We start from the raw sequence: 17,806 nt of genomic DNA on the forward strand, positions 1-17,806 counted from the left end.
CGTCTTCTTCCCGCCTCGGTCCGATGAATCATTTGCCACGCTCCGCGTCGCTCGATATCAAGCAACGTTTCTGAGCAGTTCCTTTCTGACGCGCGCCCATGCCCTGAACAAAAACGTATCGGACGCGACGTGGCGAGGATCGGCCTGCGTCCGGGTTTCCTTCGCAGGTCGACGCACGTTCGCGTACTGACCGAAGTGAAACGGTGGAGGCTCGAAGCCGTTGAACACCAGCCCGTCCACATCCGCTCCGACCTTGTTCAGATTCTCGATCGCGTCCGCCACGCCGGCGTAGCTGGCCGAACCTTGCCGTGCCGCCATCAACGTGATGTCGGCGAACCTCGACAACATGGCAACATTTACGGCCGGACGGGCCAAGGGTGCGTCCACGACGATCATGTCGTATTCGCCTCGCAGCGAGGCGAGCAGCGCCTCCAGCTTCTCGGTGCCGTACAGGTTCCGCACCGGCTTGACCTCTTGTCCGGCAGGCAGCACGTCAAGATTTTCGTGAACGCGAGCGATCGCCTTCCTGAGATCGAGCGAGCCTTTCAGCACATCCGACCAACCCTTCCCGCTTTTGACCGGCAGGCATCGCTCACTGCTCGCGTGGCCAGCATCGGCCCGGACAAGCAAGGTCTTGTAGCCGCTTTCCGAGAACAGACAGGCGAGATTGGCGGAGATCATCGACCTGCCCTGCCCCGGCTCGGAAGACGTAATCAGAACGGCCTTTGCATTGCCTCGCTCCGCGGTCATCTTGTAACGCAACAGCAAGGCCAGATTGGCCATCGCTTCGGCAAACGGCGTATCCGGGTGCTCTCTCACGGCCATGAAAGCCGACCTGCCGTTCAGGTCGGCCGCGATCTGCTGCGGCGATGACGGGAGAACGCCAAGCATCGGAACGCCGACCATCGATTCCAGATGCTTCGGATCGCGAGCGCGCCGGAAAAACAATGCACAGCCTTGTGCCACGGCAACGCCCAGTATCAGCCCGACCGCCGCACCCAGCACGATCACGAGCATGCGCTTCGGCCGAATCGGCTTGTCGCTCACATCGGCCTTGTCGATGATGGACGCATTGCCGACCGTGCCGGCTTTGGCGATCTGCAACTGCTGCGTGTTGTTCAGCAAACCGACATAGAGCTGGTTATTGACTTCGACGTCTCGCGACAACCGCAAATAGGTCTGCTGCTGCGACGGCAAGTGCGCCACTTTGCTTTTCAGTTCGGCCGACTGCTGATCAAGCGTCTTCAGCTTGTTGACGACGGCCGCAAGCTGGGGCTGTCCGGCAACATACTTGGCCGACAAGTCCTGATACTCGAGCTTGGCTTCGAGCCGCGACTTGTCTACCAGCGCCAATTGGTCGATGAGCAGCCTGACATCGCCCTGCGAATCGATCGAGCCTTGCGCGTTGCGAAACGTGTTCAGTGCCTGCTCCGCCTGCTCCAGACGCGCCTTCACGGCCGGCAGTTGCGCTTCAAGGAACGCCATGCTGCGCTCGGCATCCTCCGAACGCCGTTTCGCGTTGACATCCAGATAGGCCGCGGCAATGGCATTGAGCAGTCGCGCGGCAAACACGGGATCGGGATCCTCGAGGCTGAGCTGCATGATGCCCGACTGGCGTTTCGTTTCCGCCCCGGCCAGCTTGGTCAGGACAGCGTCGAGTCGCACGGGCGTGGCCACCCGCTTTACACGAAACTCCGTACCGGCACGGGCCACGATCCGCGACACATCCACGCGATAACCGTTACCTTCGCTCGGCTGGCCGATTACGCCCTGCAACACCTCTTGCCCATCGCTGTCCTTCAACCGGAAGCGGTTGCCTTCGAGATAATCGAACTCCAGCTTTTTGCCAAGCTGTGCATCCGGGACATCGAATTTGCTGAATTCGACTCGTTCGCCGCCCCACGCCCAGAACGGGGTATTGAACAACGGCTTGACGAGACCATTCGCATCTTTCGACAGGATCGAACCGAGAAAACCACCCACGAGCGGAATCCGGTTACTGACCGAAACTTCCGCCTGCGCGACGGTTGCATCGATTGCCTGGGTGACGACCGTGCGCGAGCGGGCGATATCGATCTCTCCGATTACGGCCGAGTTCTGAATATCCAGCGCATTCGAAATCTCGGAAAGCGAACCCAGCGCACTGTGCTTGTTTTCCTGGACTTGTATCAGCGTATCGACAGAATAAATCGGCGTCGCCGAAATGGCATACACGAATGCCAACAGCAGGCACCCCAGAAAAACAGAAATAAATGCATTTCGATAATAAAATACATTTTCCAGCAATTCGGTCAGCGTAAAGCGAGACGCGTCGCGGGAAACATTTCCCGCTCCGTCCCGGTACTCATTAGACGCAGGCCTATCCAGTGTCATGCATAAACTCCCAAATTACCGCCTTGCCAGGCTTCACGTGGCGGCGCGCGCGCTTGGTCGCGCATGCCGCGCGACGCGTACCAGGCCGCGCCATCCCGGGCGCCTGTCCTGCCTCCGACCGTGGGTCGGTAAAAAGTGCGCCACTGAACCCGTGCCCCAGGAACACCAATGATTCTGTTTGTCCGAGCCACTATGCGATAAATGCCCGGCGCGCTAAGTGCGATGGCTTACATTAATAGCCACTGATGGTGCCGATCACTGGGTTGCCAACCTGTCTCGTGCTATGTTAAGTGCCCGTCGCTTCCCCTTCCGGCAACCCGTGACAATACTGTGGCCCGATCATGCAGTCACACACACGACCGTCCATATCAGGGTGTCGGGATGAGAAACACCGGAAATCGGAAGGCACGAAAAGTATTAAATTAATTCAGATTTTTTATAAATACGGGTCATACCCGGCCAGCAGATCGGCCGGTTTACTATGCTGAATGACGACATGAACAACCACCAGCTATTCGATACGCTCGCGCTGAAAAAGAACGACCATGCAGTGCGTCGAATGCGCGCCGCGCTCTCCGTGGCGATTGCCACCCTGCTTTCCGCGTGTGCGTTTGTGCCCGGCCAGCACATGGCGGATCAGGCTGCGTTGCCGGTCACGACCGCCGACAATGGCGACGTGACCAGCGACATGAAGGTCCCGGTCAAGCAGATCGACCTGACGCTGATCGACCAGATTCGCACGGAGCAGAAACACCGCACCGCGTTGCCGATCCCGGGCAATCTGCTTGGCAAGCCGAGTGGCTACAAGGTCGGCCCGGGTGACGTGTTGCAAATCACGGTGTGGGATCACCCCGAATTCGCTGCCGCTGTCGGCCAGCCCACGCAGAATACGAAGCCCTCCGACGCAGCGCCCGGTTTCGTGGTCGATAGCGACGGTAACGTGCAGTTCCCCTACGTGACGCGACCGATCCGCGCCGCCGGAAAGACCGCCGCGCAGATCCAGCGGGAGCTCGATGCCGAACTCAGGAAGGTGTTTGTCAAACCGCAGGTGACCGTTCGCGTGGCATCGTTCCGTGCCGAGCAAGTGTATGTAGACGGCGAAGTGCGCGCGCCCGGTTCGCAGACGATCAACGACATTCCGATGACCCTGGTCGAAGCGGTCAATCGCGCGGGCGGCTTTGCGCCGACCGCGGACCAGAGTCGCGTGACGGTCACTCGCAACGGTACGATCTATCCGGTGAATGTCGCGCAACTGATGAAGACGGGCAAGAGTCCCGCCACGATCATGCTGCAGCCCGGCGACCTGTTGCATGTGGGTGCTCGCGACGACAATCCCGTCTACGTCATGGGCGAAGTGAACAAGCCGACAGCCGTGCCGCCCGAACGCGACGGCTCGCTCACATTGAGTGCGGCGCTTTCGGAGGCCGGCCAGCTCAACCAGCAGACGTCGAATGCCCAGCAGGTTTTCGTGCTGCGCAAGGCCGCCGACAGCGAGCCGGTCATCTATCACCTCGACATGAAGTCGCCCGTCTCGATGCTGCTCGCGAATCAGTTCCCGCTCGCGTCGAAGGATATCGTGTATGTCGACAACAGCGGGCTGGTCCGCGCGAGCCGCGTGCTGAACCTGCTGCTGCCGGCGATCAGCGCGGGGCTGACCGGAGCGCTCGTCACCAAGTAATCGGCCTGCCGGAAAAACAACAAAGGCGCCGCCGGTCGACTCGCATCGCACAACGGCAGCGGCGTGGCAGGATCGCGAATCCGACGCATCACGCTGCTGCCGCCGCCGAACCGACGGCGCGCGAATCGCCTCACCCCGAACGCGCCGACAGATTGATCAGGCCGACCCGTTCACGACAGAGCACGTACGCGAGCGCGACCGCGACGGCCGTTTCGGCGATCAACACCGCGATGGCCGCCCCGCGCTCCGCGAACAGCATGGCCAGCGGCGGCAGCAGCGTCACGTTCAACACACCGGACGAGATCAGGATGATGCTGAACACGCGCTTCATGCCCATCGGCAACATGGTTTGAACCCCGAACAGGTCGGTCATGCACGCCATGAACGGCACCAGCGCCAGGCAACGCAGCACGCCGACCGTCGGCGCAAACGAGCTGCCGTACAGGATCCGGACGATGAGCGGCGCACACGCGTAGATCGTCGCCGACATGGCCAGCACCAGCGCGCCCTGCAGCACGATCAGCTTTCGCAAGAATGCAAACGCGTCGTCACGCGCGTGATGCATCAGATACGTGACGTGCGGATAGGTTGCCGCTCTCAGCGGTTGCAGCAGACCGACCGCGGCCCGGATCAACTTGTCGCCGGCGGAAAAATAGCCGGCCGCGACACTACCCGAGACGATACTGAGCAGGATGGTATTGGTCGACGCGTAGAACGAGATCGACGTCGATGCCAGAAATACCTGCGAGCCGCCTTTGACGGCGGCGGCGATGTCGGCGAACCGCACGCGGACAGTTTCGATCTCGCGACGGAAGACCAGGTACGCAAGCAACGTCACCCCGCAAAGCAACGGCACCGCCGCGTTGATGGCAACCGCGTGCAGGAGATCGTCCGGCGTGCGCACCCACACGAAGAAGGCCACGACACTGCATGCACGGTACACGACCACCGTGACACTGTAGACGCTCAACTTCTGGATGCCCTGAAAGTACCAGCCCGGCGTCAGCGCGGCACCGACCGCCATGCCGAACCCGATCAGCAGGGCCGTGCGTTCCGCCGCGAAATGCGGGATGAGCAGGGTCAGCACGACGAGTACGGCGAAGCCGGCAACCGTGATCGCCCATTGGGCGCAAACCGTTGCCCAGAAAATCCGGGATCGTTCCGCCCTGCCGTCCGCCAGCGCGACACGCGGCGTTGCGGTCAGGTCGAAGCTGTAATTGGCGAGATTGATGAAATACGTCGTCACCGCCAGCACGAACGACAGCCGTCCGTATTGCAGGGGGCCGAGCACGCGCGTCAGCAGAGGCAACGTGACGAGCGGCACGACATACGTCGAGACTTGCAATGCGAACAACAACGCGAAATTTTTTCGGACAGCGGTCATCGTGCTTTCTGGGCTGAGAGTAAGTCAATGTGCCCACGTTCGCGGTACATCCGCGCCGATGCCGAGTACGGCACACAGCGACGACGCGTAGCGTTCGAGCGAGTAACGCGACCAGTCGTAGTGACGATTTTCGCTATCGAGGTGCGTGCGCAGTTCGGCGAGCGCGCGTGCGAAGCCTTCGGATGTGCTCCGGTAGAGAATCTTGTTGCCGATCTCGTCACCAAAGGTCGACAGGCTTCCGATGTCGTGCACGAGCGCCGGCAGGCCGAGCATTGCAGCCTCGACGATCACGAGAGGGGCGTTCTCCACCCAGATCGACGGCAACACGAGGGCATCGTGCGTCGGGAGCGCGGCGAACAACGTGGCGTGATCTACGCGCCCGGCAAAACGCAGCCGCCCCGACTCGACGAGTGTCGCGTGAAGTTTCTCCAGGTCGCCCCGCTCCGATCCATCGCCGTAGACAGTCAGCGACGCAATCGCATCGCCGGCCGATTCGCTCATGAGCGCGAGAAACCGACCGAGGCCCTTGTCCGCGTCCACGCGACCGACGAACGCCAGGTCGAGGCGATCGCCCCGGACGGGTTTGGGCGGACGGGGAACCAGCGTCGAGTCGACCGGATTCGGTACCAGTGTGGCGCGCGTTCGACCAGACTGCGCCACGAGGTCGTGCATGAACGGACTCGGACAGAGAATCTCGTCAAACAGGCCGAGCGGATCGAAAAGCGTATTGACCGCATGCCAGTGCAGCTTCTTCGCGACGTCGTGAAGCAAGCCGCGCGGGCTCGCCTTAAGTGCGATGCGCCGGCCTCGATGCAGCTGGTCGATCGGCAACGGTTGCGCGTGTCCGCGGGAATAGACAAGCAGGCTCGGGTTGTAGAACAGCAGATGATAATCGTGCGCAGTCATGAACAGACCACATCCCGAGTGCCGCTTGTAGCGGGCGAGTACGGGCAGGATCGCGCTCGACAGCAGGTTGTGATAGTTGTGTACGAGGATGCGTTGCGGGCGGAATCGATCGAGCTGCGTGCCGAGCGCACGCGCGGCAGCAGGCGACCATGCACGTGCGCGTCCGCCGCCTTCGACATCGGTCAGCGCATGCTCGTCGAAGGTTTCGACCGTCACGCCGTCGCGGGCACGAAGCACGTCGACGGACACCCGGTACACTTCCTCGGCACCACCCTTGCGAACGAAGTCGTTGATCACCAGCACGCGCATCACGGTCGGCCCCGGTGGACGCCATGTCGCGAGCCGGCGTCATCCGGTGTCGCATGCGCAACATCGTGCGTTGCCCGCTGGCGGTGACGCCTGTTCCACTTTCGATGTTCCCGGCACGCTTGCTTCATTGTCATTCCTGGACGGAGTCGCCATGGCGCTTGCAAACACGCAACCCCATGAATATTCGACACTGTCAGGATAAGGTGACAGAAGCGGCGGATCTGTTCGTCCGGTTACGTTGGCGGGAGACACTGGCAAAACCACCGTCGCAGGCTCTCCTGTGCGGCGGTCCCGAGGCACCCGCCCGGGAGAGACGCCGCGATCGCCGCCCGGATGGGCCGGCGTGCGACGTCCGCACGAACGTCATGAATGCGCGTGCTCCGGTTGCGCAGGGGCCGCGAATTCGGCTGGTGTGTACCAGCCGGCAAGCATCTCGACGCAACGGGTGACGACGTACTGCGCAGCGGCATTCCCGTGCAGCGAATGGTCGAGCGTGTCCTGCATGTCGACGGATACGTTCGGCCAACGCGCAAACGCACGGGATGCGGGGCCGAAATGCCGGACGAGCGCGTCGACGCCCGCATCGAATGTGCCGTAGACGAGATGGGTCCGGATGCCGCGAACCGACATGTCTCGCAGCAATCCTCGGGGTGTCTCGTTACCCGGACGCCAGCCGAAATATTCGCCGACACGCTTGACGGGCACGGTCATGACGCCCGCGACGAAACGGAACAGCGCACGCAGGACCGGCCGCAGGTCGCGCCCTTCGAGCATCAGCCGGCGCAGCTTGTGGCGGCTGCGCAGCGACGCCCAATAGCCGCGCATCGAATTTGTCTGGTTACTGATGGCATTCGCGAGCGTTTCTCCGCGCGGCCAGATGAAAACCGGAAGATTGACCGCGATCACGCCGGCGAAATGCTCGCGCGCGGCGGCATGCAGCGACGCGTACGCGCCAGAGCAAATCCCGAATGCAACGATCTCGCGATGCCCCTGTTCCTTCAGCCAGTCGGCTGCGGATGCGATATCGACAATCACCTGGTCCGAATACGGAATGTCCGACTGATCGTCTCTCGCACGAGGGCCGCTGTCGCCGATGCCGCTCGAATCGATGCGCAGGCTGCTGATACCCGATGCCGCGAGCGACCGGGCAAGTCGAACCGCAAACCGACCGTCGGCGACATGCGGATTGGCCGCCGTATTGGTAATCAACAAGGTCGGCGCGGCAGCGCGTCTGGTGCTGCCTGCCGGTTCGCACAGCACGCCGACCAATTGCCCTGCCCCCACGGAGATCATCCGTTCGATACAGCCCTCCCCGGCCAGGGTCATGGCCGACTCGGAATCCCGCATGGAAACGCGCACGCCCGCATCGGCACCGTCGTCGATCCAGTTCGCGATCGTGTCGAGCAATCCGACGGGCAACCGCGACCAGACAGGCTCCCGCAGGATCCCCCCCCAGTCGGGGCAGCTCCGCAGATCGACCGACACACCGCGTGCCTGGAGCGCGTCCGACAGCGCAGGACCGTCGCCGTACGGTGCATCGACGAGCAACGCGCGCGCCGGCAACGCCTGGAGTTGCCCCGCGGACTCGCACAGGTTGATGCCCCGGAGTGCCGCGACGAGATCGTCGGGATACGCGTGTCCGAGCACATGGAGAGGCCGTTCCTCCCGAACCGCATCCCGCACGGCCGGCGGCACGTTGTCGAGCCAGCGTTGCGCGACGAGAGAAAGCTCGCGCAGGTAGCCGCGGCCACGCACCACGGGCGCCAGCGCGACGAAGCGCGTGACGCCGGGGATGCCGTCCGCGGCGAGCAGCGCCAATGCGGCACCGGCGCGCACGCCGACGAGCGTCAGCGTGTCCGATGCGACACGTTCGCGCAACGCATCCACGGCATGCCGGACGCTCGCGAGCATGCGGTCGAAGCGGCCGGCATCGTGTTCGTCGCCCAGCGAGTCGCCGCTCGCCGGATAGTGGAATCGCAGCACAGGAAAACCGCGATCGGCGAGATGCTCGGCGAGCGATCGCACGAGCTTGTGAAGCCAGAGCGCCTCGTGACCCAGCGGCTCGCAAATCACGATGCCATGCGGGCGATGGCCCGCGTGAAACCAGCCGACACATCCGTTGAACTGAATGGGCGTCATGATCCGGTCCTTGCGCTGTATACATGGCGGCCCGACGCTCCGCCGGATACCTGCCGCATGCCGCGAAGCAGGCATCCGGGTACTGAAAATGACGGCGCGTGCGTCCGGGTGAACTTCGACTCGCGGCCGAAACGAGGCTGCATGCACGCTCGGCCGAACAAGGCAAATCGGGAACGACTGATGTTGCGACGATGCGAGCCGGCTCCCCGTAACCGGCTCCGTCCTTGCGTATCGATTTGGGTTCCCACGAAAACGCCTGTATGTGAAAACACCCGCATGCCCGACCGGGCCCGGCGAGTGCCTGTCGAGGACCGCCTGACCTGCAAGCGCCTCTGAATTGAGATTGGTCTTGGTAATTTTTTAGTTCGGATGACGTTACATTTCCGTTCCTTACCCCCGGATCAGCTTGACAGGCCGGACTCGACAACCTGCCCGAACATTGGCGATTAGGCCATCCAATCCCGACGCCTTCCGTACGTCACATTACATTTTCACAACACACCCTTTCGGACCCTCGGCGCACGTCCACGCAAGGTTCACGAGCGATCCGACGGACCGCTCGGCCCGCGTAAACCGCTGCTGACGTTCGTCCGTCGACGTGCAGACGTGCGCCCGGCTGCCGGGCGCCCGGCGCACCGCACCGATCCGCGGCATGTCCAACCCAGCCTGTTTGCCCAAGCCTTTGACCAGGATTCATCGCCCGTCGGTCAAGGCAGGCGTCTCCGGACGGGGCACGCCGCCGGGCACGAATACCTTCGTCTCGCGTGCCGCACGTACACGCACGAGCAACCCGATCGCGAGCCTGCGCTGTCGATTGCCTCTGGTTGCATCGTCGGCACACGATCGCCGGTGCGCCACCGAACCGGTCGTACTCCGGTGAGACAATGCGTGCGTCAATGCACGATTGAACACCGTCCGGCACGATACGTATGTGAGCAACCCCACTCAACTCCTCACACGAATACGGGCTTGCCGCTTCAGATTCCGCACAATCGCTATTGCCCCAGTCGCGGAATCATCATGACCGTAGGGGCGGCGCCATAGGTGAGCGTCATTGCATCACCAGGCTTCAGATCGATGAGTCCGTTCGTCAAGCCGGCGGCCTAGGCCGCCTGCCCGTTTCGCGACACGGCGATCGACGATACGGCACCGCCGGTAACGGACATGCTGACACCGCTGAGGTTGCGGTTCGTGAATGTCCATGGCGAAGGACCGACCGCCTGCGCGACCGGATTAAGCTGCCCCCCCAAGACCGACGAATCCGTTCTGAGCGATGGGCCGGCGACATTCGCGCAAGAGCCATCCACCTATATCCCGTCCTTCGATATGTCGAACAGCGCGTGAATCGACCGAAGCCAGGTTCGATGTGCACGCAACGAACCTGGCTTCCCGCACCGCCGCAATTCCGCGCGGAGACGCATGCAACAGGCACTTCTTACCCTGCTGCACGACAGCAATCGGGAACGTTGACCGTCTTTCGACCCCGCCGCGCGACCGCAACGAATAAAGATCGTACGTATCGGTAGAAACACCGATGCTGTAGTCAAACTACATTCATACCATTAGTCGCTGCAGAGAATCGCTACATCCGATTCGGCAGCGCCGGGCGGCCTGCGCGTCGCCGCCCGCGTTGACCGGTCGAGCCCAACCGGCCGTAACGATTCCCCGCCTGGCCTGGCATGCCGACGCGCAACCACCCTGCATCGCCAGCCGAATGCGTCCGGTGCGAATCCACCGGACGAACGCAGCTCCAGACATCATCCGAACAACCGGCAATACGATCATGGAGAGCAACATGCGGGACAAACTCTGGCCGGCCGTCGTGCTGGCAGCGACCCTCTGCACCACCGCCTACGCGGGCGATGCCGATTTCAATTCGCAGGGCGACGCGACCGATGCGTTCGCATCGGCCGCCGCGCAACGGCGCGCCGACCTGCTCGTGCGCAAGATGACGCTCGACGAGAAACTCCAGTTCATTCATTCGCAATACGAAATGTCAAAGGTGCCGGGCGGCGGCGCCGGCTACATCCAGGGCGTGCCGCGGCTCGGCATTCCGGATCTCAACATGGCCGACTCGTCGACCGGCTCCGGCAGCACGTCGCAGGCCAGCACCACGTTCCCGGCCACGATCGCCGTCGCCGCCAGCTGGGATCGCCGGCTGTCGTACGACTACGGCAAGCAGGTCGCGATCCAGTTGCGCGCGCAAGGATTCGGCATGGGCCTCGGCGGCGGCACCAATCTCGCGCGCGAACCGCGCGGCGGCCGCCTGTTCGAGTATCTCGGCGAGGATCCGCTGCTCGCCGGCGACCTGCTCGCCGAGCGTACGCTCGCCACGCAGCGGCAGAAAGTCATCGCGACGATCAAGCACTACGCCGGCAACGAGCAGGAGCACGGCCGGATGGGCGGCAACACGCAGATCGACGAGCGCACGCTGCGCGAGCTCTACCTGCTTCCGTTCGAGATCGCCGCGAAGCGCGGACGCCCCGGCAGCGTGATGTGCAGCTACAACCGCCTGAACGGCGCGTATGCGTGCGAAAACAGTCACCTGCTGAACGACGTGCTGAAGAACGAATGGGGCTTCCAGGGCCAGGTGCAGTCCGATTGGGGCGCCACGCACAGCACCGCTGCCGCGATCAACGCCGGGCTCGACGAGGAAGAAGACGTCGGGACGACCGTGTACCTGACGCCGGCGGCCGTCAAGCAGGCGATCGCCAACGGCTCGGTGTCGACCGCACGACTCGACGACATGGTGCGCCGCAAGCTCGCCGTGATGATCCGCGTCGGCGTGATGGACGATCCGGCCAAGGGCGGCGGCACGATCGATTTCGCGGCCGCGAACCGCTTCGCGCAAGCAGCCTCCGAACAGTCGATCGTGCTGCTGAAGAACGACGGCAACCAGTTGCCGCTGGCCGCGTCGGCGCTGTCGCGCATCGCGGTGATCGGCGGCCATGCGGATGCGGCCGTGCTGTCCGGCGGCGGCTCGGGCAACACACGCGACCCGGTATCGGGCTCGTTTGCCGGCTGCGGCGGGCTGACGTTCGGGTCGTCGACCGGGTGCAGCTGGTGGCGCAATCCGTGGCTCAAGGTCGACGTGCCGATCGTCGCGGCGATCCGCGCGCTTGCGCCGGCCGCGCAGGTCACTTACGCGGGCAACAGCGACCAGCAGTCGCCGTTCCGTGCGTACACGCAGCAGGAGATCGACCAGGCCGCGGCGCTCGCGGGCCGCTCGGATGTCGCGATCGTCGTGGTCGCACAGCCGGCCGGCGAGGATTTCGGTGATCTGCAGAGCCTGAGCCTCGCGAACCCGTCGAACCAGGACGCACTCGTCGAAGCGGTCGCGCACGCGAATTCGCATACGATCGTCGTCGTCCAGAGCGGCAATCCGGTGCTGATGCCGTGGAAGGACAACGTGTCGGCCATCGTCGAGGCGTGGTATCCGGGCGAAGCCGGCGGCAAGGCGATCGCGAACGTGCTGTTCGGTGCGGTCAATCCGTCCGGCAAGCTGCCCGTGACCTTCCCCGCGCGCGATCAGGATTCGCCGACCTGGGGGCAAAACGGCACGTTCGACAACGACCCCGTCTACGCGGAAAAGCTGGACATGGGCTATCGCTGGTACGACGCGCGCAACATCAAGCCGATGTTCGAGTTCGGCTATGGCCTGTCGTACACGCACTTCGCGTATTCGGGGCTGTCGGTGTCGAAGCAATGGGACGGTTCGCTGAGCGTCGCGTTTACCGTGCGCAACGACGGGCGCGTCTCCGGCGCGGAAATTCCGCAGGTCTATCTCGGCGTGCCGTACAAGGACGAGCCGCCGAAGCGGCTGGTCGGCTGGGAGAAGATCCGGCTGAATGCGGGCGAGGCGCGGCGGGTACGCGTGACCGTGTCGCCGCGGATGCAGAGCGTATGGGATACGTCGCGTAACGGCTGGCGAGTCGTGCCGGGCGGGACCGTGTATGTCGGCGCCTCGTCGCGCGATATCCGGTTGCAGGGCCACTGACCGGCAGCGCTGAAACGACCGGGGGCGCCGCGCGTCGCATCTGCCGCGCCCCCGCGCTGGCCAATCTGCCGGCTCACCTTACCTGATCAACAGCGCCAGCATCGTCGCGAGCGCCGCGATCGCGGCGATGCCTGCCGCTACACCTGCCAGATGCGCAGCAACCACCAAGCCGGCCGGCAATCGCGACGCTGCGCCGGCCTTCACGCGCCGCCCGCTTCCAGCGTATCGAGCATCGGCCTCGCCAGATGCAGCACCTGGTACACCGTGCCCGCGCCGCCGTCGTCCGGCTCGTGTTCCGTGACGAGCGCCCGCGTCAGCCGCCAGCGTAGCGGGTCGAGACTGACGGCCGCCACAACCACGCCCTGCCGCGCCGCCACTTCGCGATTGCGCGCGACCTCCCGGGCGAGCGTCGCGTCGAGGTCGGCATCCGCCGGAATCTCGATGGTTTCCAGGCGCGCGAAGCGTCCCGTCGCCGCACGGCCCTTGCGTGCATCGAGCGCGACCTGGGTGTCGATCGGCGCGCGGCCGAAGCTGTCCGTCACGACCCGATAGCGGCCGTCCGTCACGAACCCCGTGAACGCCTGCTCGTTGCGCCACAGGTAGAACGACGCGTAGCCGTTCTCCGTCGCGCCGTAGCGGCCGGCTTCGCGCAGCAGGAATCCCTTGAACAGCAGGTCCGGCGTGTCGTCCCAGAGCCGGCCGCGCTCGCGCACGCGATTGCGGATGATGTCGAGGTCGTAGTCCGCCGGCAGGCGGTGCACATAGTACGCGGTCAGCATGATCGACTCCTGGAGAAGAAAACGCGGGAATACTGGATGGCCTGAAGACAGCGTAGAAGACCTTGAATCATTTGAAAAGTCGGTGGCAGAATATTTCAATGATTCGATTTTCAAATGAATGAGGGTGCGATGAAAACGCTCGACATCGAGGCCGTGCAGGCGTTCGTGCTGACCGCCGACCTCAAGAGCTTCACGCGGGCTGCGGAAGCGATGGACACGACGCAGTCCGCGGTGAGCCTGAAGATCAAGCGGCTGGAAGACGGGCTCGGCCGCCGCCTGCTGGAACGCACGCCGCGGCAGGTCCGGCTGTCGGCCGACGGCACCGCGTTCCTCGAACCGGCCCGTGAACTGGTCGCCGCGCATCACGGCGCGATCGGCGCGTTCGGCACCGGCCAGCGGCGGCTGGTGATCGGCGTCAGCCACCATGTCGTCGGCGCCGATCTGCCGATGCTGCTGCGGCGCATGAGCGAAGCGGAACCGACGCTCGTGCTGGAGATCCGCGTCGCCGCGTCGCGTGACGTGCTCGATGCGTTCGATCGCGGCCAGCTCGATGCCGCCGTCGCGCTGCAGCACGACAGCCGGCGGCTCGACGGCGAAACCATCCTGTCGGAGTCGTTCGGCTGGATGGCCGCGAGCGATTTCGAGTACCATCCGCCGCAGCCGCTGCGGCTGGCCACGCAGGCCGAGCCGTGCAGCGTGCGCCGCATGGCGATCGGCGCGCTCGACGAAGCCGGTGTCGCGTGGACGGAAGTGTTCGTCGGCGGCGGTGTCGCGACGATCGGCGCGGCAGTGTCCGCCGGGCTGGCCGTCGCGGCGCTCGGGCATCGCGTGGCGCCTGTCGGCACCGTCGACGTCGGTGCGCGATACGGGCTGCCGCCATTGCCGACGCGCGACGTGGTGCTCCATTCAAGCCTGACCGATGCGCGCGCCCGGCAGGCACTGCGCACGTTGGGCGCGGCGCTCAGGTCGTCGGTCGGCGCACGGTAAGCACGGATCGGTGCCGGCGTCGGATGCCGGACGCCCCCCGCTCACCAGGCGTTTCGCCGCCCGCCCGTCCCGCACGCGGTATGCTTCGACACGCGCCGCGCGTCTACCGCGGCCGATACAAGGACAACATCCGGAATACGGGCACGCGATTGCATCGATCGCGTGCCCCCTGACGATCAACGTGACTTACACCCTATCCGCTCCCCGTACGACCGAACTCGAGATCCGCAAGAGCCGCTTCATCGCGTATGCGCTTCCCGTCGACGACCGCGACGCCGCCATGCAGGTGCTGCAGCGCCTGCGTGACGAGCATCCGGCGGCCACCCATGTGTGCTGGGCGCTGCTGGCGGGCGGCCAGTCGGGCATGTCGGACGACGGCGAGCCGTCGGGCACCGCGGGCCGGCCGATTCTTGAAGTACTGCGCCACCACGATCTCGACGGCGTGCTCGGCGCGGTCGTGCGTTACTACGGCGGCGTGAAGCTCGGTGCGGGCGGGCTGGTACGTGCGTACACCGATGCGATCGCATCGGCGCTGCTCGATGCCGAGCGCGTCGAGCGCATCCGCTACACGCGGCTCGCAATCGAGATCGGCTACCCCGAAGAGGCGCGCGTGCGCCGCTGGATCGAGCAGGCCGGTTATGAACTGGCGGACAGCGCGTATGGAATGACGGTGAAGCTCGTGATCAAGCTGCCGGAAACCGCCGAGGCCGATGCGCGAACCGAACTGTTCGATCTGACGCAGGGGCGCTCGGGGTTTCCGGCGTTGTAACGCGCGGGCAACGCGCCCGCCTTCACCGTTTTGCCTGACGAATGCCGGCGTCAGTAAGTATCCGGCACGATCATGTTGTCCGGCACCGGGCGGCGGATGTAGTCCTCGTGATGCTCGCGCGGCGGCAGATCGATCGACGGATGCGGCACTTCGTGATACGGCACCTGGCCCAGCAGGTGGTGGATGCAGTTCAGCCGCGCGCGCTTCTTGTCGACGGCCTGCACGACCCACCACGGTGCCTCGGGAATATGCGTGCGCTGCAGCATCTCTTCCTTCGCGGCCGTATAGGCCTCCCAGCGGCGGCGGCTTTCGAGATCCATCGGGCTCAGCTTCCACTGCTTCAGCGGATCCTCGATCCGGCTCTGGAAGCGCGTCTCCTGCTCATGATCGGTGATCGAGAACCAGTACTTGACGATCTGGATCCCGCTGCGCACGAGCATCTTCTCGAACTCGGGCACCGACCGGAAGAACTCCTCGTACTCGTCGTCGGTACAGAAATTCATCACGCGCTCGACACCCGCGCGGTTGTACCAGCTGCGGTCGAACAGCACGATTTCGCCGCCGGCCGGCAGATGGGCGACATAGCGCTGGAAATACCACTGCGTGCGCTCGCGGTTGCTCGGCGCCGGCAGCGCGGCGACACGACACACGCGCGGGTTCAGCCGTTGCGTAATCCGCTTGATCGCGCCGCCCTTGCCTGCCGCGTCGCGCCCTTCGAAAATGACGACGAGCCGGTGCCCGGTGTTCACGACCCAGTCCTGCAGTTTCACGAGCTCGCCCTGCAGACGGAACAGCTCGCGGAAATATTCCTTGCGCGCCTCGCGACGCTCTAGCGAAAACAGCAGCTCGTCGCTGTCGTCGAAGCGGCGATCGTCGAGCTCCATCTCGAGCTCTTCGTCATATGCATCGACGAGATCCTCCTCGAAACGGCGCTGGCGTGCTTCCATCGACGCCATATCGGCGGCGTTGTCGATCTCGGTGCGGGTATCGTTGTCGCCCATGGGGCCTCCTTCCATCATTGACGCAGCCAAACTCCGCCATTATCCCAGTGTCGCGCGTCAAATTCATGAAAATGGGCGGCCGCGCCCGTCAGAAGCGGAAGTTCAGCAGCACGCTGGCCAGCACCGGATTCGCGGAAATGTCAAACGTGTTCGACGCGAGCGTCCGGTTCGGCTGGCTGATATCGAGCGTGATCTTCGTGCGCAGCGGGATGTAGGTGACCATCCCGGTGATCCAGAACCGGCGCGTGATCTGGTAGCTGGCACCGACGGTGAATACCGGCTCCCACACGCTCTTCACCTTCGCCGATACGTTGGTCCGCCCCGACAGCAGCAGGTCACCGCCGGCATCCCAGATCCGCTGGAACAACGCCGGGTCGAGCAGCAGCGACTGCAGGCTGCCGATATCCCCGCCCGCCGCGAGCAGCCCGCCGAGCGACGCAAGCTTGCGCTGGAATACCGGGTTCAGGTTCGTGTTCGTGAAGCGCGTATAGCTGACGCCGATGCCCGCAAACGGGCGGAAGCGATCGTCGCGCTCGCCGAGGTAGTACTTGAACACGACCGACCCGAGCCACGCGCGCGTGGTCGCGAGCGGGTTGCTTTGCGTGTTCGCGAGGTCGATCAGCGGAAAGCGCCCCTGGACGCCCGAAAAAATACGGTCCAGCGGCAGCGCGATGCTGCCGTGCCCGCGCAGCGTCAGCACCGGCGGAATGCCGCCGCCGACTTCGGTCGCCCAGTTCTCCGAGAAAAAGTGGGTGAACGTGAATGCGAGCGTGTTCGTATTGCTGAGCGACAGGCTCGAACCCGCGTTCTGGAAGCTGTTCAGCCCGAGCGCGTCCGTGCGTGTCGTCACGGGCGACGACCGGCCGGTCGTCGCGATGAAGTGCCAGCCAAGGCCGATCATGTTGCGGTCGTCGCCCATCAGCTGCTCGAGCAACGGCGGCGCCTGGGCGGCCGGCAGATCGGGCAGCCGCGACGGATCGACCGGATGCAGCTCGTACGGCATCCGGTCGGCATGGACGACGCCGCGCGCGGCGGCGTCGTCCGCCGACGCGTCGCGCGCAGCGGCCGGATCGCAGCCGCCGCCGGCACTGCCATCGTCGAAGCCGATGCCGTCCGTGCCATCGTCGCGCGCTGCGGCGCAAGCGCGCCCCGCTCCGCCGGTTCGCTGCCCGAGCGTGATCTTGCGTGCGGTCAACGGAACGACGTCGGGCTGCGGCACGTCGCCGGAAGCACCATCGCGCCGGCCCTGTGCCGGCCCGGCATCGGTCGCCCACGCGCTCGCATCGAAGCCGTCCGCATCGCCGCCCGGCCAGAAGCCGATCCCGTCGGCGCCGGCCTGCCAATGCGGGTCCGCGTCGCCGTCGGGCTGCGGCGCCCCGTGTGCGGCGGCCGCGCACGCGAACAGCGTCGCACCGAGCCAGCGCGACAGCGGACGCAAGGCACCCGGCCGCCGGCGGCGGCGGCACGTATCGCGATTCGCCATC

General features: G+C 64.7%; 13 protein-coding genes. 5 read left to right on the plus strand and 8 right to left on the minus strand.

Annotated features, from left to right (window positions below):
- Positions 1–57: 57 nt before the first annotated feature.
- Complete coding sequence (locus AC5LXK_RS25230) at positions 58–2,373, minus strand: GNVR domain-containing protein (RefSeq protein WP_493391408.1); 2,316 nt, start codon at positions 2,371–2,373, stop codon at positions 58–60.
- Positions 2,374–2,869: 496 nt separating this feature from the next.
- Between AC5LXK_RS25230 and AC5LXK_RS25235 the strand changes: the two genes are divergently transcribed.
- The gene (locus AC5LXK_RS25235; RefSeq protein ID WP_493391409.1) at positions 2,870–4,051 is read left to right on the plus strand and encodes a polysaccharide biosynthesis/export family protein; all 1,182 of its coding nucleotides are present in this window, start codon (positions 2,870–2,872) and stop codon (positions 4,049–4,051) included.
- A gap of 130 nt (positions 4,052–4,181) precedes the next feature.
- On the opposite strand, the gene AC5LXK_RS25240 is transcribed toward AC5LXK_RS25235, so the two are convergent.
- The 3 genes from AC5LXK_RS25240 to AC5LXK_RS25250 all read right to left on the minus strand — a co-directional run bounded on the left by AC5LXK_RS25240 (position 4,182) and on the right by AC5LXK_RS25250 (position 8,789).
- Positions 4,182–5,435, minus strand: coding sequence for a flippase (locus tag AC5LXK_RS25240; protein ID WP_493391410.1), 1,254 nt, complete (start codon positions 5,433–5,435; stop codon positions 4,182–4,184).
- Between the two features lie 24 nt (positions 5,436–5,459).
- The gene (locus AC5LXK_RS25245; protein WP_493394054.1) at positions 5,460–6,650 is read right to left on the minus strand and encodes a glycosyltransferase family 4 protein; all 1,191 of its coding nucleotides are present in this window, start codon (positions 6,648–6,650) and stop codon (positions 5,460–5,462) included.
- A gap of 363 nt (positions 6,651–7,013) precedes the next feature.
- A complete protein-coding gene (locus AC5LXK_RS25250; protein ID WP_493394055.1) occupies positions 7,014–8,789 on the minus strand; it encodes a serine aminopeptidase domain-containing protein in 1,776 nt (591 codons plus the stop codon).
- 1,164 nt (positions 8,790–9,953) lie between these two features.
- Here AC5LXK_RS25250 and AC5LXK_RS25255 point away from each other — a divergent pair.
- Together AC5LXK_RS25255 and AC5LXK_RS25260 are read left to right on the plus strand one after the other, a co-directional pair.
- Entirely contained in the window at positions 9,954–10,133 is a 180-nt protein-coding gene (locus AC5LXK_RS25255) for a hypothetical protein (protein WP_493391411.1), read from the plus strand.
- Positions 10,134–10,584: 451 nt separating this feature from the next.
- Complete coding sequence (locus AC5LXK_RS25260) at positions 10,585–12,786, plus strand: glycoside hydrolase family 3 C-terminal domain-containing protein (RefSeq protein ID WP_493391412.1); 2,202 nt, start codon at positions 10,585–10,587, stop codon at positions 12,784–12,786.
- Between the two features lie 78 nt (positions 12,787–12,864).
- On the opposite strand, the gene AC5LXK_RS25265 is transcribed toward AC5LXK_RS25260, so the two are convergent.
- A complete protein-coding gene (locus tag AC5LXK_RS25265; RefSeq protein WP_493391413.1) occupies positions 12,865–12,990 on the minus strand; it encodes a hypothetical protein in 126 nt (41 codons plus the stop codon).
- The gene (locus tag AC5LXK_RS25270; protein WP_493391414.1) at positions 12,987–13,565 is read right to left on the minus strand and encodes a DUF4865 family protein; all 579 of its coding nucleotides are present in this window, start codon (positions 13,563–13,565) and stop codon (positions 12,987–12,989) included. Before AC5LXK_RS25270 ends, AC5LXK_RS25265 begins: the two co-directional genes overlap by 4 nt.
- A gap of 129 nt (positions 13,566–13,694) precedes the next feature.
- On the opposite strand from AC5LXK_RS25270, the gene AC5LXK_RS25275 reads away from it, so the two are divergent.
- Positions 13,695–14,552 carry a LysR family transcriptional regulator gene (locus tag AC5LXK_RS25275; RefSeq protein WP_493391415.1) on the plus strand — a complete coding sequence of 286 codons (858 nt, stop codon included), beginning with the start codon at positions 13,695–13,697 and terminating at the stop codon, positions 14,550–14,552.
- Positions 14,553–14,733: 181 nt separating this feature from the next.
- Complete coding sequence (locus AC5LXK_RS25280; RefSeq protein WP_493391416.1) at positions 14,734–15,321, plus strand: IMPACT family protein; 588 nt, start codon at positions 14,734–14,736, stop codon at positions 15,319–15,321.
- Positions 15,322–15,371: 50 nt separating this feature from the next.
- On the opposite strand, the gene ppk2 is transcribed toward AC5LXK_RS25280, so the two are convergent.
- Positions 15,372–16,322, minus strand: coding sequence for a polyphosphate kinase 2 (ppk2, locus tag AC5LXK_RS25285; RefSeq protein ID WP_493391417.1), 951 nt, complete (start codon positions 16,320–16,322; stop codon positions 15,372–15,374).
- A gap of 88 nt (positions 16,323–16,410) precedes the next feature.
- Positions 16,411–17,805 (minus strand): OmpW/AlkL family protein, encoded by a 1,395-nt coding sequence (locus AC5LXK_RS25290; protein WP_493391418.1) that lies wholly within the window; start codon positions 17,803–17,805, stop codon positions 16,411–16,413.
- Position 17,806: the final 1 nt, after the last annotated feature.

The organism is Burkholderia pulmonis (assembly GCF_984667975.1).